Origin of the sequence: Novosphingobium sp. ERN07, from assembly GCF_012641335.1 — a bacterium.
Lineage (GTDB): Bacteria > Pseudomonadota > Alphaproteobacteria > Sphingomonadales > Sphingomonadaceae > Novosphingobium.
The window spans coordinates 48,275-69,299 of record NZ_JABAID010000019.1; the positions used below are offsets into that span (position 1 = coordinate 48,275).

21 protein-coding genes and 1 pseudogene are annotated in these 21,025 nt (G+C 61.3%); 16 read left to right on the top strand and 6 right to left on the bottom strand.

Going from position 1 to position 21,025, the window contains the following annotated elements; translation table 11 throughout:
* The first annotated feature begins 3 nt into the window (after positions 1 to 3).
* The 3 genes and pseudogenes from HGI47_RS18235 to HGI47_RS18245 all read left to right on the top strand — a co-directional run bounded on the left by HGI47_RS18235 (position 4) and on the right by HGI47_RS18245 (position 1,893).
* Complete coding sequence (locus tag HGI47_RS18235) at positions 4 to 1,299, top strand: hypothetical protein (protein WP_168854208.1); 1,296 nt, start codon at positions 4 to 6, stop codon at positions 1,297 to 1,299.
* Between the two features lie 120 nt (positions 1,300 to 1,419).
* Positions 1,420 to 1,533, top strand: a pseudogene (locus HGI47_RS23145) (TetR family transcriptional regulator); the annotation flags it as partial.
* A 30-nt stretch (positions 1,534 to 1,563) separates the two neighbouring features.
* The gene (locus HGI47_RS18245; protein ID WP_168854210.1) at positions 1,564 to 1,893 is read left to right on the top strand and encodes a hypothetical protein; all 330 of its coding nucleotides are present in this window, start codon (positions 1,564 to 1,566) and stop codon (positions 1,891 to 1,893) included.
* Positions 1,894 to 1,920: 27 nt separating this feature from the next.
* Here HGI47_RS18245 and HGI47_RS18250 read toward each other — a convergent pair whose 3' ends face one another.
* From HGI47_RS18250 to HGI47_RS18260, 3 genes are read right to left on the bottom strand one after another with little or no spacing between them, the layout of a single operon-like run.
* Positions 1,921 to 2,715: a tyrosine-protein phosphatase gene (locus HGI47_RS18250; protein WP_168854211.1), complete on the bottom strand. Its 795-nt coding sequence runs from the start codon at positions 2,713 to 2,715 to the stop codon at positions 1,921 to 1,923.
* The gene (locus HGI47_RS18255; protein ID WP_168854212.1) at positions 2,708 to 3,772 is read right to left on the bottom strand and encodes a phosphotransferase; all 1,065 of its coding nucleotides are present in this window, start codon (positions 3,770 to 3,772) and stop codon (positions 2,708 to 2,710) included. Before HGI47_RS18255 ends, HGI47_RS18250 begins: the two co-directional genes overlap by 8 nt.
* 20 nt (positions 3,773 to 3,792) lie before the next feature.
* Positions 3,793 to 5,403, bottom strand: a complete 1,611-nt coding sequence (locus HGI47_RS18260) for a class I adenylate-forming enzyme family protein (protein WP_168854213.1) — start codon at positions 5,401 to 5,403, stop codon at positions 3,793 to 3,795.
* 124 nt (positions 5,404 to 5,527) lie between these two features.
* Between HGI47_RS18260 and HGI47_RS18265 the strand changes: the two genes are divergently transcribed.
* The 4 genes from HGI47_RS18265 (at position 5,528) to HGI47_RS18280 (ending at position 9,391) form a co-directional block, all read left to right on the top strand.
* Positions 5,528 to 6,292 (top strand): enoyl-CoA hydratase/isomerase family protein, encoded by a 765-nt coding sequence (locus HGI47_RS18265; RefSeq protein WP_168854214.1) that lies wholly within the window; start codon positions 5,528 to 5,530, stop codon positions 6,290 to 6,292.
* Positions 6,293 to 6,415: 123 nt separating this feature from the next.
* The gene (locus HGI47_RS18270) at positions 6,416 to 7,456 is read left to right on the top strand and encodes an aldo/keto reductase (protein ID WP_168854215.1); all 1,041 of its coding nucleotides are present in this window, start codon (positions 6,416 to 6,418) and stop codon (positions 7,454 to 7,456) included.
* A 117-nt stretch (positions 7,457 to 7,573) separates the two neighbouring features.
* Positions 7,574 to 8,497 carry an SDR family NAD(P)-dependent oxidoreductase gene (locus HGI47_RS18275; protein ID WP_168854216.1) on the top strand — a complete coding sequence of 308 codons (924 nt, stop codon included), beginning with the start codon at positions 7,574 to 7,576 and terminating at the stop codon, positions 8,495 to 8,497.
* A gap of 99 nt (positions 8,498 to 8,596) precedes the next feature.
* On the top strand, positions 8,597 to 9,391 hold the full coding sequence (locus tag HGI47_RS18280) for a FadR/GntR family transcriptional regulator (protein ID WP_168854217.1): 795 nt from the start codon (positions 8,597 to 8,599) through the stop codon (positions 9,389 to 9,391).
* 88 nt (positions 9,392 to 9,479) lie between these two features.
* Here HGI47_RS18280 and HGI47_RS18285 read toward each other — a convergent pair whose 3' ends face one another.
* Entirely contained in the window at positions 9,480 to 10,610 is a 1,131-nt protein-coding gene (locus HGI47_RS18285) for a FadR/GntR family transcriptional regulator (protein ID WP_168854218.1), read from the bottom strand.
* A gap of 192 nt (positions 10,611 to 10,802) precedes the next feature.
* Between HGI47_RS18285 and HGI47_RS18290 the strand changes: the two genes are divergently transcribed.
* The 9 genes from HGI47_RS18290 to HGI47_RS18330 all read left to right on the top strand — a co-directional run bounded on the left by HGI47_RS18290 (position 10,803) and on the right by HGI47_RS18330 (position 19,451).
* Positions 10,803 to 10,949, top strand: a complete 147-nt coding sequence (locus HGI47_RS18290) for a hypothetical protein (RefSeq protein ID WP_168854219.1) — start codon at positions 10,803 to 10,805, stop codon at positions 10,947 to 10,949.
* 149 nt (positions 10,950 to 11,098) lie between these two features.
* A complete protein-coding gene (locus HGI47_RS18295) occupies positions 11,099 to 11,428 on the top strand; it encodes an acyl-CoA dehydrogenase family protein (protein ID WP_255460921.1) in 330 nt (109 codons plus the stop codon).
* 311 nt (positions 11,429 to 11,739) lie between these two features.
* Positions 11,740 to 12,744, top strand: a complete 1,005-nt coding sequence (locus HGI47_RS18300) for a nitronate monooxygenase family protein (RefSeq protein WP_168854220.1) — start codon at positions 11,740 to 11,742, stop codon at positions 12,742 to 12,744.
* Positions 12,731 to 12,880 (top strand): hypothetical protein, encoded by a 150-nt coding sequence (locus HGI47_RS18305; protein ID WP_168854221.1) that lies wholly within the window; start codon positions 12,731 to 12,733, stop codon positions 12,878 to 12,880. Before HGI47_RS18300 ends, HGI47_RS18305 begins: the two co-directional genes overlap by 14 nt.
* Before the next feature lie 77 nt (positions 12,881 to 12,957).
* Positions 12,958 to 13,803 (top strand): enoyl-CoA hydratase-related protein, encoded by an 846-nt coding sequence (locus HGI47_RS18310; protein ID WP_168854222.1) that lies wholly within the window; start codon positions 12,958 to 12,960, stop codon positions 13,801 to 13,803.
* A 195-nt stretch (positions 13,804 to 13,998) separates the two neighbouring features.
* A complete protein-coding gene (locus HGI47_RS18315; RefSeq protein WP_168854223.1) occupies positions 13,999 to 15,285 on the top strand; it encodes a MaoC family dehydratase N-terminal domain-containing protein in 1,287 nt (428 codons plus the stop codon).
* A 51-nt stretch (positions 15,286 to 15,336) separates the two neighbouring features.
* Entirely contained in the window at positions 15,337 to 16,230 is an 894-nt protein-coding gene (locus HGI47_RS18320; RefSeq protein ID WP_168854224.1) for a nitronate monooxygenase family protein, read from the top strand.
* Positions 16,231 to 16,389: 159 nt separating this feature from the next.
* Positions 16,390 to 17,835 carry an aldehyde dehydrogenase gene (locus tag HGI47_RS18325; protein WP_168854225.1) on the top strand — a complete coding sequence of 482 codons (1,446 nt, stop codon included), beginning with the start codon at positions 16,390 to 16,392 and terminating at the stop codon, positions 17,833 to 17,835.
* Entirely contained in the window at positions 17,832 to 19,451 is a 1,620-nt protein-coding gene (locus HGI47_RS18330; protein ID WP_206066283.1) for a GMC family oxidoreductase N-terminal domain-containing protein, read from the top strand. The genes HGI47_RS18325 and HGI47_RS18330 overlap by 4 nt, the downstream gene beginning before the upstream one ends.
* A gap of 85 nt (positions 19,452 to 19,536) precedes the next feature.
* Here HGI47_RS18330 and HGI47_RS18335 read toward each other — a convergent pair whose 3' ends face one another.
* Both HGI47_RS18335 and HGI47_RS18340 read right to left on the bottom strand, forming a co-directional pair.
* The gene (locus HGI47_RS18335; protein WP_168854226.1) at positions 19,537 to 20,505 is read right to left on the bottom strand and encodes a nitronate monooxygenase family protein; all 969 of its coding nucleotides are present in this window, start codon (positions 20,503 to 20,505) and stop codon (positions 19,537 to 19,539) included.
* 190 nt (positions 20,506 to 20,695) lie between these two features.
* Positions 20,696 to 20,893, bottom strand: a complete 198-nt coding sequence (locus HGI47_RS18340; RefSeq protein WP_168854227.1) for a hypothetical protein — start codon at positions 20,891 to 20,893, stop codon at positions 20,696 to 20,698.
* Between the last annotated feature and the right edge of the window lie 132 nt (positions 20,894 to 21,025).

Consider the following 21,025-nt stretch of genomic DNA (forward strand, 5'->3'; position numbering starts at 1 on the left):
TCGATGCCCTCGACACCCTTCGCCACAACGCGCCGGGCGTTCACCACCACCACACTTGCCCTGCCGCTGCTGTTTCCGCGTGCGGCAGGAGCTACGATCGCCAAGGAGATTGCGATGAGCCAGAGTCCTGCAGTGCCGATGGATTGGCCACGCTTCATCGAGTTGATCAAAGGTGTCGACAAGACGCTGGAATACGTGATCGACCCTCAGGATGCCTGGCTCAAGCAGGAGGCGATCCAGCAGATGGCGATGAGCCTGGCGCAGGGCTACATGGCAATCTTTCACTCGGATCCCCAGCATCCGGTATTCTACACCTTCCTAAACCCGATCATCAAATCCGCAGCGCCGAACCCCGATTACATGTACCGCTCGAGTTTCATCGAAGGCCATGGAACCTATCGGATTTCAGGCAAGCGCGGAACGACGCTATTTGTCCACATCGGCATTGGCTCGGGCTATATCGGGGTGGACGATGTGCCGGGTCCAAGTGTGGGGGACATTGACCTCGACACGCTGACGATCGGAAAGGACGGAAGCTTCAGCCTCATTCTCGCGCCCGAACGGCCTGAAGGCTATACCGGGGACTTCTACCAGCTTGACCCCAACGCCCGCACCGTCGGTATACGCGAAGCCAGCTACGACTGGATCAACGAAGTTGACAGCACGATGGCGATCGAACGGCTCGACGGACCGGCCACCTACCACCGCTGGCCGATCGATGAGATTGCCTATCGCCTGGAACGTCTTGCCGGGTTTCCCGAGCGTTATGCCAAGTTGTTCGTTCACTTTGTACAGACGCTCAGGCAGAATCCGGTCAACACGGTGACGTTGAACGACTGGGCGAGCATCGGCGGGCTCAAGGACCAGACCTATTACGAAGGCCTGTTCGAGTTTGCCGAAGGTGAGTGCCTGTTGCTCGAAACCGACGTCCCCGAGCGCGTGCGGTATTGGCAGGTGCTGCTTGCGGACCAGCTCTTCAACTCTATCGAGTGGGACAAGTGCCAGTCGAGCCTCAACGGCTTCCAGGCGCAGCGCGACCGAGATGGAAGGTTCCGGGCGGTGATCTGCAATGTCGACCCCGGCGTGCCCAACTGGCTGGACACGGCGGGGCGGTTCAAGGGCGTTGTCCAGGGTCGCTGGTATCAGGCCAGTTCTGCTCCGCACCCCACCATCAAACGGATCAAGCTCTCGGAACTGCGCGCCCATCTTCCCACCGGAACGCCCGTTGTCGACGAGGCTACCCGCAAGGAGCGCCTGCTCGAACGCTTCCGTGGCGCCCAGTTCCGCAAGAAGTGGTGAGTTGCAAGCGTTCTGGAACAGCAGGTCTGCAAGTCTAGTGGTTCGGATATGCGAAAGGGTTTCTGTCTTGAGCGCAACCGTTGAACTGCTTGTCTTCGAAAAGCCTGCGCAGCGCGTCGACTCGCCATGCGCCATGGGTTCACGCGGACGGCCATGGGCCAGATCGCGCAAGCGGCCGATATCTCTCGACCGGCGTTCAATTTTTTGTTCCCCGGAAAAGAACAAGTGTTTTAGGCCAGCGTTGGCGATCTCAATCGCATCAGGATGGCAGAGATCGAAGTCGCGCTCAGGGCCTGCACGTCGCTGCGGGACCAACTGTTGACTGCGTGCCGCCTGTGGCTGGTCCAAGTATTCGAACTCAAGTGCAACACGCCCGACGCGCGTGACATGGATAATCGTGCCCTTCCCGTCGTGGTCGAAGTCTATCGTACGCTGCAGGAGCGGATTGCGAAGATTATCGAGGAGGGCGCAAAGCACATGCCCGCATCGCCGCAAAATATGGGCCGAGGATTGGTCTTTGCGGTGCGCGAGCTTGGTACGGCAGCGCGCGATCCCGCAGAAATGCTCGCGATGACCGAACTCGAGGTCGAGTAATTCTGCCGAGCAGTTGGCTGCTGACGCTCAGCCTTCGAGCATTCGCGCTCGCAGTCCCCGTAGCGCGACCTCGTCGAGATCGTGCCGTTCGAGCAGGTAGCCCTCCATCGAGCCGTGACGTGTGACCAGTTCGTGGCGCATGGCCGCGATGTTTTCAGGATGCGAACCCATCATCGCTCGCATCACTTCGGGGTCGACATCGAGCAGGTATGCGAACGGTCCATCGCGATCATAGTGGAACAGCGCCTGGCCCGGATCCTGCACGACTTCGGTATAGGCATAGTCATGACTTATGACTTCGGTCGAAACGCCAAGCGCGGCCAGGACGATTGCAGCCACTACCCCCGTTCGATCCTTGCCTGCGGTGCAGTTGATCAGCACCGGAGTCATGCCTTCAAGCAGGAATTGGAGCGTTGCGTTGATAGCCGCGTGTTGCTCATCGGGTAGCTGGCGATAATTGCTCCGCATGCGCTCACGCATATCATCGGCCGTAGTTGCGCAGTCCTTGAGCATCGCGACAATGTCGCCGCGACTGAGTGCATAGTCACATGCCCAGTAGTGCGCATTTCCCAAGGCTCGTGCGGGGTAGGGGAGGTGTTCACGCTCTTCGGTGGTGCGCAAATCGACGATGGCACCGATGCCGAGCGCCGCGAATTCAGCGATGCCGGTTTCACACAGATCGCCGGGGTGGCCGGCGCGATAGGCAACGCCGTATCGCACCGTCCGACCGTCCTCAGTCGGATAACCGCCCAGATCGCGGAAGTTGCGGGCACCGCGGACCGCAATCATCCGTGGTTGCGAATAGCTGATCACGTCAGACACCCAGTGCCCCGAAGGTATCAAGATCCATGACCGCCGCGCCAAAACAGTCGCCCTCCGCTGTCACGATGTCGAGCGGTTGCATTTCTTCTGGCGTGAACGGCCACATGAACCCATGCATCGCGTGGCGACGATAAGCGGCCCACGCGTCCTCAAACGAGGGTGGGTTGGCAACGCCGTAGGCAGACAGCGCTGCAAGATAGCCAGCGACCAGATCCTTTTCGGCGTGGCGCCGGTCTTCCACCTTGAGATTGCCGATTGTCGAATAGGCGACATCGTGCATGTAAGGACCTTCCTGCCACGATTGCCAATCGAGATAGCCGGGCGTGCCGTCAGGTTCGAAGAACATGTTACCGAGATGTGCGTCGGCGTGGCTGAACACCTGCGGCACTTCGCATCCTCGCGCCCACTGCGTGCGCAGCCCTGCCATGACCCGCTCACGGTCGCGGTACGGGCCAACATAGGCGGCGCAGCGGCGATCGTTGATACAGGCGTCGAAATAGTCCGGACGCAGCATCTGCATGACGATGTCGCCGTCTGCCTCCCAAGCTTTCGAGAAGTTCTTGAGAGACTTCAGTTCGGGCGATTCCCACCATTTGGCATGCATCTTGGCCAGAAGGTCGAGCGCCTGTGCCTGTTGGTCAATCGAGATCAGGCTTGTGGCCCTGCCGAATGTTGCATTGCGGGCGGCGAGGTCCTCGAGCAGGACCAGCCCTTGCACACCATCTTCCCAGCCTGACCAGTAGGCCCTGGGAATATTGATCTCAAGTTCGCGCGCCCAGGTGCCGAAGAAACGGGCTTCGTTCACGAACGAGTTGTCGTACGAGTAGTCGTGCCGGATGAAGCCTCCCTTGATCCACATCGTAGGCGGCAGACGGTGACTGTGGCCAGCGGCGTTGTAGGTGAGCAGCAGCCGGACCTTCGTCGCAGTGCCCGAAATCACCGTGCCGACATGGGCTTGTGTCACTACGGTCCCCGGATAATCGCGGGACAGGACCTCTGTCAGCCAATCTGCAGTCAGTTCCTCGACAAGCTGCGGCAGCCTTGATTTTACCTGCATCGTTATCGTTCCTCTTCCCGTCAGATTGTCGGCGCAACCAGTTCGCGCAATTTTGGCTTCACCACTTTGCCCATCGCATTGCGCGGGAATTCCTCGAAGAACCGCCATTCGTCGGGGATCTTGTACCGTGTGAGATGTTCGGCGCAGAGTGCGCGCAGTTCGTCTCGCAAGGCGTCGGCGTCGATGCCGGGCCGTGCAGGCAGTACGCAGGCTACGGTCAACATGCCCATCCTGAGGTCAGGCCGACCGACCACGGCGCAGTCGGCCACGTCATCGTGCCGATGGAGAATACGCTCGATCTCGGCAGGATATACGTTCGAGCCGCCACGCAGGATCAGTTCGGAGCTGCGGTCTGCGATCGTCAGCCATCCTTCTTCATTGAGCCGGCCATGGTCTCCCGAGTGGACCACCCCGCCGCGAAGCAGCGCTGCAGTGCGCTCGGGCTCGCGCCAGTATCCCAGCGGAGGTGTATAGACTCCAGCCCATGGACCTTCGGAGACGGGACCAAAGCAGACCTCGCCGGTCTCACCGATCGGAAGGACCCGGCCATCTTCGCTACGGATTGTTACGTCCATGTGCGGCACAGCCAACCCGCTGGCGCCGTCTGGCGTGATCTGATCGCCCGATATCGCCACGACCGTGGGTGCTTCGGTAAGCCCGTAGCTGGTGCCGATGTGAAATCCGTAACGGTTGAAGAAGGCCTCGCGGATGACCTGCGGCAATGGTGCGCCGCCTGCCCCGAGCGACAGCCCCGGTGGCAGGTCGAGCCCGGCCTGGAGAAGATCGTAGACCATCGTCGGCACGAATGCGATCTGGCCGATCTGCTCTGCGTGAAGCCATTCGACCAATGGCGCGACTTTCGTGGATGGACCGAACTTGAAGGGTCGGATCGCGAAGAAGGCCGATATCGGGCCGAGGATCATGACGTTGGTGATGGTCAGAGGCAGAGCCGCGCCGCGTGAAGCATCGGGCGAAAGGATGCCGTGGGCGAACGTGGCGGCCGGAACGACCACCATGTTGTGCTGGCTGTGGACCACCCCTTTCGGGACTCCGGTGGTCCCGCTCGTGTACATGATGGCGGCAGGGGCATATGGATCGACCGGCGGTCGTGACGCGCGGGCTTGCGATTCCATGGTCCTTGCCGCGTGCCAGCCGCCGTCCCGAGCAGGCTCGTCGATCACCCAGACATGCGCCAGGGCGGACAGCTCGCCGCGCAGGCTGTCGATCTGTCCGGCGATGCTCGCATCGGCCAGCAGCAGTTTCGCACCACTGTGATCGAGAATGTAGCGCTTGTCGCCCGCAGGGAGGATCTTGTTGATCCCCACCCACACCGCTCCCAGGCGCATCGCCGCGAAGAAGGCGATCACGAGATCGCAGGTGTTGCCGAGCGAGGCTGCGATTCGGTCTCCGGGCTTGAGGCCGGCTTGCTCGAACAGCGTGGTCACAGACTCGACCGCAGACCCGACCTGGGCAAAGGTCATTCGCTGCGAGGCCTCGACCAGCGCTTCTGCATCTGGTGCGCTGGCAATCGACCGATCAAGGATTTCCGCCACGTCTCGAGGGCTGTTGGGTGGATCGATCCGCGCTGGCGGCGGCTGGAGCCCATACGTGGCGAAGTCCTCGTCCTTCATGCTCGCGCCGCCTCATCCTCTACCTGGCCCCGGACAATTCCGGCTGACATTTAAGCTTTATATGATTATGATGTTATTCGGCAAGTGCCTCGTGCCAAGGGTCACTGCAACAGGGAGGGATGGAGTGAGCGATCTGGTGTTGCGCAATGACGCGGGCGGCGTTGCCACCCTCGTGCTCAATCGTCCCGAAAAACGCAATGCAATCAATCGCGAGCTCTTTCGGGCCCTGCGAGGCCATCTTGTCGCGCTGCAATCTGATTCATCGGTCCGGCTGGTCGTCGTCAGGGGAGCGGGCGATCATTTCTGCGCGGGCCACGATCTTGGCGAAAAGCCCCATACCGATGCACTGGGCTGGTTGCGCAAGGAAGTCCACACGCTGGAACTGCTCTCGAAGCTGAGGCAGCCGGTGATCGCTGCGGTGCGCGGAACCTGCTTCACCGGCGGACTGGAACTGGCTCTGGCGGCGGATTTCATCATCTGCGATGAGACCGCCCGCTTTGCCGATACCCATGGCAAATGGGGTCTCGTGCCGGGTTGGGGCATGTCGCAGCGCCTGCCGCGCCGCGTCGGCTCGGCGCGCGCGATCGAGATGATGGTTACGTGTCGTCCGGTCACCGGGGTCGATGCCGAGTGTGCCGGCCTCGCGAACCTGTGTGTTGTCGACGGGGCGCTCGATGCTGCGCTGGCCGACTACGCAGAAGCGATCCTGGCGATCAGTCCGCATTCGAACGCCGAAAACAAGCGGCTGGTGTACGACACGGACGGGATGCGGCTGGCGCAGGGCATCGATCATGAGGTTATGCGCAACGCCGGGTTCGACCGCGATGCAGCGACTCGCCGCGCATCGTTTCCGGGGGCGGCGGTGAGGGGCGGACAGGAGGCAGGCTGACATGCACGGCCGACCACAGACTGTGCGGAGCGCTCGTACGGACCTTGTCCGATCTGCAGGCGCGAAGACGGCGGTATCTGGCACAGAGCCCGGTCCATTCCATTTCGGATTACAGGAGTAGGCATGCAAACTCGGTTTCTTGGGCGAAGTGGTCTGGAGGTATCTGTTCTCGGCTTCGGCGCGATGACATTCGGTGACGGTCAAGGCAGTTTTGCCACCATGGGAGGCACACACGGAGAGGATGCGCGGCATCAGGTGGACATGTGCCTCGATGCCGGTGTCACGCTGTTCGACACCGCCGACGTCTACAGCGAGGGCCTCTCGGAGGAGATTCTGGGCGAGGCCTTGGGGACGCGACGCAAGTATGTGGTCTTGGCAACCAAGGCCTTCGGCCGAATGGGCCGCAACGCGCATGACATGGGTCTTTCGCGGCGACACCTAATCGAGGCATGCGAAGCCAGTCTCAAGCGGTTGGGGACCGACTGGATCGACCTCTACCAGATCCACAACTGGGATGGCCGCGTGCCGATCGAGGAAACGATGCGCGCCCTCGACGATCTCGTCACCGCAGGCAAGGTGCGATATGTCGGATGCTCGAATTATGGCGGCTGGCACCTGATGAAGGCGCTTGCCGCAGCCGACAAGATGCATCAGGCCCGCTTCATTGGCCAGCAGATACAGTATTCGCTGATGGCCCGCGAGGCCGAGGACGAGCTTCTCCCCTGTGGAATCGATCAGGGCGTGGGGGCGCTGATCTGGAGCCCGCTCGCGCAAGGATTCCTGACCGGCAAGTTCCGCAAAGAGCGAAGCGAGCCTACCCGGCTTGAGCAAGGCGGAGGCATACGTGCATACCAGACTCCGCGCGGGGAAGCTGTCCTTGCCGCGATGGACACGATCGTCGCGGCGCGCTCCGGAGTGACCCATGGGCAAGTTGCGATCAACTGGCTGCTTCGTCGCACCGGCGTCAGTTCGGTACTCATAGGAGCGCGCGGCGCAGCGCAACTCGCCGAAAACCTCGCCGCGCAGCAATGGCAACTCAGTGACGCCGAGATGGAATTGCTTGACCGCGCGAGCCAGACGAGGCCGCGCTATCCTTATTCGCATCACCGGATCTACGGCGGCGAGCGCAACGAAACCCCGTTCCCGTATTACGCTCGTCGTTGATAACGAACCTAAATGTCGGTTTGCATGATTGGGCTCAGCCACGAGCAATAGCAAGCGAGCGCTGGACAATCATATAAATTGATAATACCAAAAATTTTCAGAATTCAGGAGGTGGAGATGGGTGTGTTTGAAGGCCAGGTCGTCGCGATCACCGGAGCGGGACGCGGAATCGGCCGTGAAGCAGCGTTGCTCATGGCGCGTGAAGGCGCCAAAGTCGTCGTCAACGATCTTGGGGGTGGCCCGCAAGGCGGCGGCGGCGACACCAGCTTTGCCCAAGCCGTGGTCAACGAGATAAAAGCCGCTGGCGGAGAAGCCGTGGCCGAAACCTCGAGCATCGCGTCGATGGCAGGCGGGAAGGCGCTCATCGAATGCACGATGGACACCTATGGTCGAATTGATTTCCTGATCAACAATGCCGGGATCATCCGACCGCGCAAGATCACCGAAATGAGCGAAGAAGACTTCGATCTTGTGCTGAACGTCAGCCTCAAGGGCTACTTTGCCACGATCCGTGCCGGCGCCGAGCATCTGGCAAAGCAAGGTGGAGCTATCGTCAATATGGGATCGCCGTCCGGCTTCGGGCACTGGGGCATGGCGAACTACTGTGCCTCCAAGGAGGGTGTTGTCGGCATGACGCGGGCCGTGGCGCGCGAGCTTGGCGAGTTCGGCGTGCGCGCAAACGTGGTTCGGCCTATGTCCGGCGGCACCAATCTGGGTATCCCCGAAGTGATGGAAACCATCACATACCAGACACAAACGCTGCACATCCCGCCCATATCGAACAACTGGCTCCTCTCGCACGGCGTCGATTCCCAGCCTCAGCATGTTGCTTCCGTGATTGCCTGGCTCTGCGCGCCGCATTCGGCAAACCTAAGCGGCCGGGAGGTGTATATCGTGGGTGGTCATGTTGCCCTGGTACAGGAGCCTGAACTGATCCGTAGTCAATTCGCCCCGGAGGGCTGGACGTTCGAAGGCCTGTGCGATCCCATGGTCACGGCGGCGCTGACATACGATGTGCGGAACCGATACACGGGCAAATAGCCGCAATAAGGCGAGCACAATGAGTTCGGCATCGAGAGCCAAAGCTTGTAATATCGGCCCCGGTTGATAATAAGGGTACGCTATTGCAAGGAATATAAATTGTCTAAAGGCTTCGCCGACATTCCAACCGGGACGCGCAGGAACGCCGAGGCGGTGCGCGTCCCCAAAACCGCAGAGCTTGTCGCGCGGCAGATCCGCAACGGGATCATTCGCGGGGAGTTGAGGGACGGCGACACGCTCCCAGCAGAAGTGCACCTCATAGCCGAGTTCGAGGTCTCGCGTCCGACGATCCGGGAGGCTGTGCGCATTCTCGAGTCCGAAGGCCTTGTGACTGTGTCGCGCGGGGCAAGAGGTGGGGCACGGATTTCCTCACCAAACTACGAAATGATCGCACGCGCGGCCGGCATTACGCTTCAAGCCAAGGGTGTCACAATTGGCGATCTTTACGAGATGCGCACTCTGATAGAGCCACCGGCTGCGCGCATGGTGGCGGAGCGCAACAGCAAGGCGGCCGTGCCGGTCCTGCGTGGGCTGATCGACATCGAACTGGCGCTGATCAGCGATCGAATGGCGGTATCGCGGCGGATTGCCGAGTTTCACCAGACCATGATCGAGCTCGCTGGGAACCAGACCCTTATCATGGTTGCTCAAGCGCTTCGCGGGTTAGTGGACGAGCATCTGCTACTAGCGCAGCGTCGGCAGGCTGACATCGATCCTGAGTTCTCAAAGCGCCGCCTTCGGTTCGGTCTCAAGTCTCACACCAAGCTCGTCGATCTGATCGAGGCCGAGGACGGGCCTGGCGCAGAAGCACACTGGAAGGAGCACATGATCGCTGCGGGCAAAGTCTGGCTGGCCCAGATCGGTCCGGACTCGGTTGTCGAACTTCTCGGTTAAAGCGTCAAAAGACCTGCCTGGTCGCTTCCAGCAGAGCTTGCGACGAACCATCGTTTCACATGTCTGCCGGATGAGGGTGTGTCGCCTGTCATCGTCGTCCTTGCCTGCGCTCGATACCTTCGAGCCAGCGACGAGCATGCTGAAAAAGTTCGTGGAACGTGGCTGTCGCCGTTTCCGGGCGCCCACCCTTGATCTCTGCCAACAGGAGCGCGTGCGCGTTCTTGATCCGTGGTAGAAACGCGGGGTCCGGCTGCGGCACCACCTCGGGCCCAAATTTCAGCAGGATCCGGACGAACAGCGCAATCGCACTATTGCCGCATCGCTCCGCGATGATTTCGTGGAACGCGTTGGCGGCAACAAGGTAATGGCTGGCCGAGGCATCGACGAGGCGCGTGAAGGCGCGTTCCAGATCGGCGATGTCGGCATGTGACGCATGGGAGGCAAACCGGTTGAACGCCGCCTCCGCGAGGCACGAATGGGCCTGCCACAGATGGGTAACGGGAAGTCTTGCATAGTGCAGCCAGGTACTTGCGATCTCGATGGTGTAACCGGGATCAATCACATGAACGAAGACGCCGCCCCGAGCACCCGTCTTTACCCTGACGAGGTCATGGAGTTCGAGGCTGCGAAGCGCCTCGCGCAGCACGGCGCGGCTGACACTATATTTGATCCGCAACTCGTCTTCACTGCCTAGATTTATGCCCGGTGCGGCACCTGCAGTCTGGATGTCATTGATGATCCGCTGGGCAACGCACTCGCTGAGCTTCCTTGCCGGCTCCTGCTTTTTCCCTTCGGCCGGTTCGACAGCAGCGAGAAACAGCGCGATCGCCTGATTCGGGGCTGCGTGTAAATCGACCCGCTGCGCGCGCCGGAGCACCTCGGCGACATCAACCAGCGCATTTGAAGAAACCTGCGCCATACTGAGCCAAGTGCGTAAGGATGCAGCGATCCCGTCCCTTGGCGGTGCCTTTACAATAAGTCCGCCGCCAGCACCGCGCCGCATTGCGGCAGCACCCAGGCCTTCGATCTGCCGCATGGCTTCGCGGAAGGTCGCGCGGGAAACGCGATAACGGTCCATGAAGTCCGCTTCGGTTCCAAGCATTTCTCCTTCCGGCCAGCCACGTCGGACAATGTCAGCGACGATCCGTTCAGCCACGATTTCGCCCAGCTTGCGCCGTCGTCGCTTTGCACCGGCAAGTGGGAGGGAAACCGCAGCCATCGACAGCCCTTGTCGCGTCAAAAGCGCGGTTTGCCAAGCGGCACCGTATGTGAAGGAGGTTTGAATTGATGGGATATCAGTTTAATAAGTATACGAAATAGCAGGATTCACAAGAGATTTCGCGTGGAACGAAACCGACGAAGCCTATCGCGCAGAGTTGCGCGAGGTGATCGCTGACCTGCCTCGGGGCTGATGGGAAACTACGCGCCACACGGGCCTGCGATCCCGCGGGTCATGGACAATGCGCGTGGCTTCAACGCTGAACTGGCATGCCGTGACATGGTGGTACGGCACTGGCCGAGCGCCTATGGCGTTCAAGACGCCGATGCTTGGAAATAGATCGTAATCAGCGAGGAAATGTGGTCGCTCGGTGAGCCGCGCTCATCGCTCTACCTGGGTGCCAACTGGGCTGGACCGGGGATCATGAAATTTGGCACAGAGGCACAAAAAAGCAGAAGTACCTCCGTGCAATTGCTGAGGCAAAGCTTCTGTGGTGCCAGGGTTTTTCCGAACCCGAGGCCGGTACTGACCTCGGCAATATGAAGGCCAGCGCAGACCCGGTGCCCGGTGGCTACGTGCTCAACGGCTCGAAAGTCTGGACATCCTATGCCGCGCGCGTAGACATCATGTTCCAGCTTGCCCGGATTGGCGGGAAGGGCAAGGGCGGGGTCTGTTGCTTTCTCATCCGAACCGACACGCCGCGCATCGAAATCCGCCCGATCCGCGGTGTCCATTCGGATTGGGATTTCAACGAGGTGTTCTTCAGCAACGCCTTTGTTCCATCCGACGCCCTGCTTGGCGAGGAAGGCAACGGTTGAGCAATCGTCCACACGATCATTCATTACGAACACATCGGCGCGGCACGCTACGAAAAGTCGGCGCGTGCCTATGCCGCATCGAAGGCCGGAATGACCGGGCTTTGGAAAAGCCTCGCAGTCGATGGAGGACATCACCTGCCCGACATGTCGGCTTATGCGATGGGCTCGCACCTGTGAGCTGGAGCAACGGCGCGGCTACCGGCTCGTTCGGCTGACGTAGCCGATCAGCCCGGCAACGCCGTAAAGCGACTTCCCATAATCATCTATATCATATAGCGCACAGGTTCGAAATCTACCGAGAGGATTTGCCGATGGCACTTGACCCTTCGCTTCGTGACCGTTTCGTCCTTCCGGCGGTCTGCGCGCCGATGTTCCTTGTCAGCAACACTGCGATGGTCAAGGCAGCTTGCAAGGCGGGAATCATGGGGGCGCTGCCACGCCAGAATGCGCGCAGCTTCGAGATCTTCGAAGATTGGCTGAAGGACATCCGCGCCGACCTTGACGCTTTCCACGAAGCGAACCCGGATGCCCGCCTAGGGCCACTTGCGGTCAACCTTGCGACCAAACTGCCGGGGGCCGAAATGGACAAGCATATCAAGCTGTGCCGGCAGTACGGCGTGGATGTGATCATCAGTGCTACGGGCAATCCGGCCGAACTGGCCCGGTGCGTGCACGACAACGGACTGAAGATATTCCACGATGTCGTCTCGTTCCGCTTCGCTGAAAAGGCGATCGAAGCCGGCTGCGACGGCCTGACCTGCGTCGGCTCGGGCGGCGGCGGTCATTCTGGCAACATCGGCCATCTGGTGCTGGTCCCGCGTATCCGCCGAATCTTTGACGGCACCTTGCTCATGGCTGGTTCGATTTCCACAGGTGCAGCCATTCGGGCAGCCGAAATCCTCGGAGCAGACCTTGCCTACATGGGCACGCGATTCATCGCCACGCAGGAGGCCGGGGTCGATCCTGCCTATGCGGCTATGCTCGTCGAGGGCAAATCCGAGGACTTGCTGTTCACGCCCAAGATTGCTGGCGTCGCGGCAAACTGGCTGGTGCCTTCGATCGAGCGGGTCGGGCTCGATCCGAAGAATCTCCCGGTTCCGCAGACCCGCAGCATGTCGCACGATCACCTGCCAGAAGGCGTAAAGCCATGGAAGAACCTGTGGTCGGCCGGGCAGGGCATCGACATGATCGACGACTTGCCAACGATCAATGAGCTCGTGCTGCGGTTGCGGCGCGAGTATGTTGCCGCGTGCGAGACACCGAGCTTTGCGAGCGTTGCGCGGCTGGTCGATCAGGCACTCGATGCGGCGGAATAGGCTGCAACTGGGGGCGGCTGTGATCGCGTTGCCTGCTCGGCGCAAGGCAGGTGCTGCCAGCGACACGCGGTCGAGGCGTGCCGCGATGATACCTGATTCGCCTGCGGTTGACGAGATTGACTGGCGCATGGCGTAATATACATATAACTACGTTATTTGATAAGTTTGCAATTCTGCTGCGATAGCAGCGTGCAGTTGGCCAGGAGATTGAGGATGACCGGCAGCGAATCGAACCCGGACGACGGAGCCATCGAACGCATCGACTATTCGGGAGTGCGACTGGAGTTCGACGGTCCGCTGGCGATCATCACGCTGAACGACCCGGAGAAGCTGAATGCCATGGGCGAGGACATGGCAAACGCACTGGTGGTCGCGCTCACCGAGATCGCAAAGCCTCGCCGGCGTTGTCGCGCAGTTCTGCTTACCGGAGAGGGACGCGCCTTTTGCGCTGGTGCCAACCTGATGGGCAGCCGCAAGGCCCTGTCCGAGGGTGGCAAAAAGCTTGCGAACATCGGTGCTGTCGAAACGCTGTACCATCCGCTGCTGCGCCGCATCCACTCCTTGCAGATTCCGCTGATCGTGGGTGTCAACGGATTGGCGATCGGCATCGGACTGGGCATGACGCTGGCCGCCGACTATGTCGTGGCGGCGGAGGGTGCGTGGTTTCAGGCGCCTTTCAAGAACCTCGCTTCGGCTTCTGATTCGGCGCTTGCCTGGCTGCTGCCTCGCATCATCGGGCCAATCAGGACGAAGCGGATCCTGATGCGGGCCGAGCGCATCGACGCAGCGACTGCGCTTGATTGGGGCATTCTGTCCGAGGTCGTTCCGACCGCAGAGCTGGCCGGGCGGGCGAGGGCCGTTGCGACCGAATTCGCCAACGATGCGACGATCGCCCTGGGTGAGATCAAGAAACTGATCAACGACAGTCCGCGTTGCGACATCCATACGGCATTCGAAGCGGAAGCGGCAGCCGTAGCGCGCACCTCACGGACGAAGGACAATGTCGCGGCGATCAAGGTGTTCGGCACCAAGGCCAAGCCAGCGTTCACGGGAGAGTAGGGCTGCTGTTGCCGCACGATCATCGACTGCCTGGCGACGACTGATCGTGAAGCGGGTGAGCAGATGGTCAGTGACGGCAATTTCAGAAATCTGCAGATTGGCGCCTGGAATACCGACGGAAGTACGTCGATGGGGTTGCGCCACCCCGCTAATATATCTATTACCTAGTTATACGATTGGTATGGGGATAGGATGATGGCGAGCAAAGCTGGCGATATCACGCAGAGCGAAGAGTGGCAGAAGGCAACGGCTTACGAGATCACGGATGAGGACATCGAACGGCAGCGCCAGCTGGTTGGATTCGACGAGGTCTCGAAAATGGCCGAATACGTCCAGACGGCGTCCGAAGACTCCATTCGCAACTGGTCTTACGGTTGCGGCGACGACAATCCGCTGTTCTGCGATCCGAACTATGCAAGGAAGACCCGCTGGGGCAGCGTGATCGCGCCGGGCATGATGGTCGGCCAGATCAACAAGCCGCTGAAGGGTGATCCGATCCCCGATGAGATAAAGGCGCTCAAGAAAAGTCTGTTCCGTGGAATTCACGTGTTCGTGTCGGGTTCGGACTGGGAGTTCTATCGGCCGGTGTTTCCGGGCGACACGATCTACAGCTTCAACGGCGAGGAAAGCTGCGAGGTCAAGCAGTCCGAATTCGCCGGCCGTTCTGTGATCAACGTGCGCCGTGATGTGAAGATCAACCAGCGCGGCGAGGTCGTCGCAGTCTACAAGATCCTGCGCGTGCTCACCGAGCGCAAGACCGCGGTCAAGAAGGGCAAGTATTCGGGAATCGAACCTGCCACCTACACCGACGAGGAATTTGCCGCGATCGAGGAGATCTATGCGGCTGAATCCGTGCGCGGTGCGGAAAAGCGCTGGGCTGAAAGCGTCGATCTGGGTGAAAGTCTCGGAACTCAGGTCAAGGGGCCGCTGACGGTAACCGACGTGGTCTGCTTCCACGCCGGAGGCTATGGCTTCTCGCCTTATGCACCGACCGTGGGCCGCCGTGCGCACAAGAACCGCAAGCGTATCGCTCCATTCTACGTCAAGAACGAGCAAGGCGTGCCCGATGTTGCCCAGCGGCTTCATTGGGACCCCAAGTGGGCGCAGGCGATCGGCAACCCGATGGCCTACGACTACGGGGTGATGCGCGAGAACTACCTTTGGGGCTACCTCAACGACTGGGCCGGGGACGATGCGATCATCACCAATGTCCATGACGAGATCCGCAAGTTCAATTACATGGGCGACGTCCAGCGGGTGAGCGGAGAAGTGCTGGCCAAGCGTGAAGAGCACGGCAACGCGGTGGTCGATGTGGCGGTCAAGTTCGTCAACCAGCGCGGCGAGGAAACCGTGCGTTCGACCGCGACGATTGCGCTGCCCAGCCAGAACCGCCCGTTGCCGCTCTATCCGCCGGTCCCCGAAGTCCTGGCAGAAAAGGCGGTCCGTATTCTTGCCCGCCACCGCGAACTCGGCGGCGACTGAGTTGGTGCGGCGGTGTTTGACCGCCTGACCCTGCCCGTGATGTGTGCACCGATGAGCTTCGCATCGTCGGTGCCACTTACGCTGGCCTGCGCGCGAGCGGGGATACTCGCCGGTTGGCAAGGTGGCCCTGCAACCTCGCTCGCCGAGTTCGAACGATACCTCGTCGATCTCGGACGGATCGAAGATGCGCCCGCGATTGTCAATCTGCCAGCGCGGAGCGCGGCGGACGACTGGGGCGTGCCCCGGTTGGCAATGCTGGAAAGGCATCGTGCACCGCTTGTGCTATCAAGCGTTGGTGATCCTTCGCGAATGGTCGAGCGGGTCCACGGTTGGGGTGGCCGGGTCATCCAGGACGTAACCACGATGCGGCATGCTGAAAAGGCGATCGATGCTGGCGTGGACGGACTGATGCTCACCTGCGCAGGTGCGGGCGGACACAGCGGATTTCTGACGCCGTTCGCCTTCGTACCGGCGGTCAGGCGGATCTGGGATGGACTGCTGATTGTGGGTGGCGGCATTGCCGATGCGCACGGCATTGCCGCGGCTCTCGCTCTGGGAGGTGATCTGGCCTGCATGGGCACGCGCTTCATCGCCACACCTGAAAGCGGCGTGACTGGGGCGCACCGCGACATGATCGCGCGCGTCGGCATGGACCGGATCGTGGTTTCGGCGGCGATGAACGGCGTTCCGGCCAACTGGATCCGCGACTCGATCGAAGACGCCGGGCTCGATCCCGCGACCTTGCCTGCCACGCGCACCACCATGCCTGAGGGCGTCAGGCCGTGGCGAGACATCTTCAGCGCCGGGCACAGCGTGGGACTGATCGACGACATTGTCCCGGTGGAGGATGTCGCCGAAAGTCTGATCGCAACGCTCGCGTCACTGTTGCCAGAAGCGCAATGGCGCCAGCGCCTTTGCGAGCTTGACGAACAATGGATGCGATAGACTGCAAGTGTTGGTGGCAAAAATATCCTGAAGCGCTTTGCAGGCGCTTTGTTGTGCTGGCGACCTGCAGCTGTGGCAGCGGGATCGTAGGCTGGAAATCAGGCTTGTGCCGGGGGAATGACACGGTGATCGATCACCATCGAACTGAAGGTTGCTGACATGAATGTACTGCTGGAAAACAGTCGCCCGGTCATCGGCACGGCCCGGCCTAGCGAAACCAGCCTGGGCGCGCGCGATCACGTGAACCCGGCCACTGGCTGCGCGCAGGCGAAGGTTCTGGTCTGCGGGGCTGACGAGATCGAGGCCGCGGCAATTGCAGCCATCGCAGGCCAGCGCGCCTGGATAGGACTTGGCGCAGAAGCGCGCAGGGCTGCACTGATGAAGCTCGCCGATCTGGTCGAGGCAGAGGGAGACACTTTTGCCACGCTGGCTGCTCTTGAGTGCGGCAACCCGGTCTCGACGCCCGCCAACAGTCTCGCACTGTCATGGATCCGTTATTACGCGGGTTGGGCGGACAAGATCGAGGGTGGCTACAGCGAGCCGATCGGTATGGCCGGCTTCGCCTACAACCGGCACGAGCCCTACGGCGTGGTGGGTGCGATCATTCCCTGGAATTCGCCGATTGTCGCGATCGCGATGAAAGTCGTGCCCGCGCTGGCTGCAGGCAATGCCGTGATCCTGAAGCCGCCGACGATCACGCCTTTCGTTGCGATACGCATCGGCGAGCTGGCGCTTGAGGCAGGTGTTCCCCCGGGTGCCCTATGCGTGGTACCGGGCGATGCTGAAGCGGGTGAAGCGCTGATCGACCATCCAGCGGTTGGCAAGGTCAGCTTCACTGGCGGCGGTGTTGTGGCAAAGTCTGTCATGCATCGCTGCGCCGACCAGTTGAAGCCACTCGCGCTGGAACTCGGTGGCAAATCGGCGAACATCATCTGCGCAGATGCGGATCTGGAGAAGGCTGCCATGATGGCGGCGGCATGGAGCCTCGTACCACTTGCCGGTCAGGGCTGCGTCTTGCCGACGCGGGTCTATGCGCAAGCAGCGATCTACGACGAACTGGTCGATCGCGTGCGAACGATCGGCGCAAGCTTCCGGCAGGGTGATCCACTCGATCCCGAGACGCTGATCGGCCCCGTGATCAATGAGGCAGCGGCGCAGCGGATAATCGGTGTGATCGAGCGTGCAAAGGCGGAGAGCGGCGGCAGCGTGGTACTTGGCGGGCGTCGCGGACAAGGCGATCTGGCAGCCGGAGCCTATGTCGAGCCCACGATCTTCGCAGGTGTCGCGCATGACAGTCACCTCGCGCGCGAGGAAGTCTTCGGACCGGTTCTGGCGATCGTGCGCTTCGGTGAAGACAAGGATGCCGTGGCGATGGCAAATGACAGCCGCTTCGGACTTGGCGCCTATGTCCACACGCGGGACCTGTCGCGGGCTCACCGGATGGCGTCGGAGCTTGAGGCGGGCGGCGTCGGAGTCAACGGGATGCTGCCAATGGCGCCCAATCAGCCGTTCGGCGGATACAAGACCAGCGGCTTCGGGCGCGAAGGTGGGCGGCAAGGCCTGGAGGAGTTTCTCCAGATCAAGCAGGTGGTAGTGCACCTGTGAGCGCGGGCCAGGACTTGGGGAGCTTCGATTACATCGTAGTCGGCGGCGGCAGCGCCGGCTGCGTTCTGGCGGCAAGGCTGAGCGAGGACGCAGACAAGACCGTTCTCCTGCTCGAAGCTGGTGGAGAGGGACGGGACTTTCTCATCAAGATGCCTGCTGGCACGGCCAAATTGATGGGTAACAAGGCCTTTGACTGGTGCCTGCCGACCGAGAGCGATCCGTCCATCGGCGGGCGCACGATGCAGTGGTCTGTCGGAAAGGCGCTCGGCGGGAGCTCTGCCATCAATGGACAGGTCTACATGCGTGGCGAACGTTCCGACTATGACGCCTGGGCGCAGATGGGCTGCGAGGGTTGGGCGTTTGCCGACATACTTCCCTATTTTCTCAAGGCCGAGCGCTTTCATGGCGCCCCTTCGCAAAGCCACGGCAGCCATGGCCCGCTGAGCGTTTCTCCGATCCGCGACCCGCAGCCGATAGGCCAGCACGTGATCGACGCGTTTACCCAGATCGGTATCCCGCTCAACGAGGATTATTGCGACGGCAGCCAATCGGGCGTGTACCGCATCTTCGCGACGCAGGAGAACGGCCAGCGCTGCTCGGCGGCGCGGGCATACCTCGAACCAGCTCGCGGACGAGCCAACCTCACGGTCATGACCTGTGCCCATGCCGACCGCATCGTGATCCGGAACGGCGTCGCGACAGGCGTGCAATTCCGATGCAACGGGCAGGCGATGCAGGCGCATGCAGACAGCGAAGTGATCCTTTCGACCGGAACGCTGCTATCGCCTGCCGTGCTCATGCGTTCAGGCATCGGACCGGCGGCGCATCTGAAGTCGCTGGGGATCGAGGTGCACGCCGATTTGCCCGGAGTTGGCGAGAACTTGCGCGAGCACAATTCGGTGGCACTCGCAAAGCTGGTCAATATCCCGACGCTGAGCGCGCAACTGGGCCCACTCGGGATCGCAAGGGGCCTCATCCAGTATCTCGTAGCCGGGAAAGGCATCATGACCACGCCGGCAGTGCAGGTGATGGCCGCCTTCCGTACCGATCCCGATCTTGCCGACCCGGACATTATCCTCTCGATGCTGCCGGTAGCGGTCAATTTCAACGACCGCGGGGATGCCATCCTCGAAAAGCGGCCTTCGTTCTCATTTGGCTTTCATGTCGCTCGCCCGGAAAGCCGCGGCCAGATCCGCCTGCGCAGTTCCGATCCCGACGACAAGCCGGTGATCGATCATCGGCTTCAGGGCGCCCACAGCGATGTCGCGAAGCTCGTCAAGGCACTGAAGATCGTGGAGAGCGCCTGCCGTGCTCCGGCGCTCGCCAGCGTGATCACCGGCACGCTGCGGCCCGACCCAATGCCCGAAACTGACGAACAGTGGGAGGCCTATGTACGAAGCGCTGGCGGAATCGGCTACCATTCGGTGGGAACCTGCCGGATGGGGCCCGATGGTGATCCGATGGCAGTGCTGGATACCCAGCTTCGCGTGCGCGGCGTGGAGGGATTGCGGGTGATCGATGCCTCGGTGATGCCCGAACCGGTCTCGGCCAATACCAACGCGCCGACGATCATGATCGCAGAACGCGGCGCGGACCTTATCCGAAGGCGACTTTAAAGCGCCCTGCGGGCGTTCCTGGTGCGGCTTGCGCATGTCGGTGCCACCGCACGGCGCGACGGCACCTGATCAGCGCAGGCAACGGTCAATTTCCAATCCTGGCCCGAACCGCTTCGGCCTGTCGCATGATGTTTGCGACGAGTTCCGCGCAGGTCGGAATATCATGGATCAGCGCCTGACTTTGGCCGCTTGTCCAGATACCACCATCGAGATCGCCGTCGCGTAGCACGTTGATACGGCCGCGGGCGCCAGCCATGAGGTCCTTGACGTCTTCGAACGGACGTGTGGGATCGCGCTGGATCTCAGCGACCTGTTCGGACACTGCGTTGCGGGCGACGCGTGCGGTGTTGCGCAGGGATCGACCGACGAGCACCGTGTCGAGTTCGGTGTTGTCGACGATCTTCTGCTTCACGTTCGGATGGATTTGCGCTTCCTGCGTCGCACAGAAGCGCGTGCCCATGTTGACAGCCTCGGCACCGAGCGCCAGCGCCGCGATCAGGCTGCGGCCGTCAGCCATCCCGCCAGAAGCTATGATCGGCACGTCGGGCAGTGCATCGACTGTCGCTGGCAACAAGACCACGAGGCCGACGTCGTCCTCCCCTGGATGGCCGGCACATTCGAAACCGTCGATGCTGATGATATCCACGCCCTTTTTCACGGCGGATACGGCGTGACGCACACTGGTGCACTTGTGGATGACCTTGACCCCGGCTTCCTTGAATCGCGGGAGATGATCGGTCGGTGCGCGGCCTGCAGTCTCCACGATCTTGACCCCGCTCGCGATGATGGCCTCGCGATAGTCGTCGTAGGGGATCGGCGTGATCGAGGGCATCAGGGTGAGATTGACACCGAACGGCTTGTCAGTCAGCGCGCGGGTCTTCTCGATCTCCGCAAGCAGGTCGTCGCCCGTGGGAAACATGTGGGCCGTGATGAAGCCAAGGGCACCAGCGTTCGCGACAGCCGCGACGAGTTGGCCATAGCCGACGCCGGTCATCCCGCCCATGATGATCGGCGTATTGATGCCAAACATTTCGGTGATTTTGGTCTTGATCATGTTGCTCTCCCACCATTCCCTGCGGAGCACGTCTGCCTCGCCACGTTTGCCGTGGCGGCTGCGGCTCCTCTGATGCCATCAGTGTGATTTGCATCAACCGTACAATCCATTCAAGATAAATCCGGTATATAAATAATATGATTATGGGCGCATTGTTCGGAGCATCCTGCAAACTCTTGATGCGGCAAGCTCAAAAGTTAAAGTCTTGCCGAGTGATATGGCCTTCCATCATTTCATACACGCCAGCGACATGGGCCAAGTCCTTTATCATCAGGAAGCAGACGATCGCGCCCGCATCCTTCATCTGGTCGCCGCTCCACCCGGCAACGCGCTTCCAAAAGGCGGCAATCGCCCTGCGGATATGCTCGGTCGGGCCCTCGAAGTTCACCGCCAGGTCCTTGGCGGACCTCATGCCGACAGGCGTAACCGATGTTCTCAGGCCACGGCGATCCAAGGCATGAGTTCGCCGACGCTGTTGGCGGGATGACCGTTGGCGAGCTTGGTGAGCGTGTCGGTCATC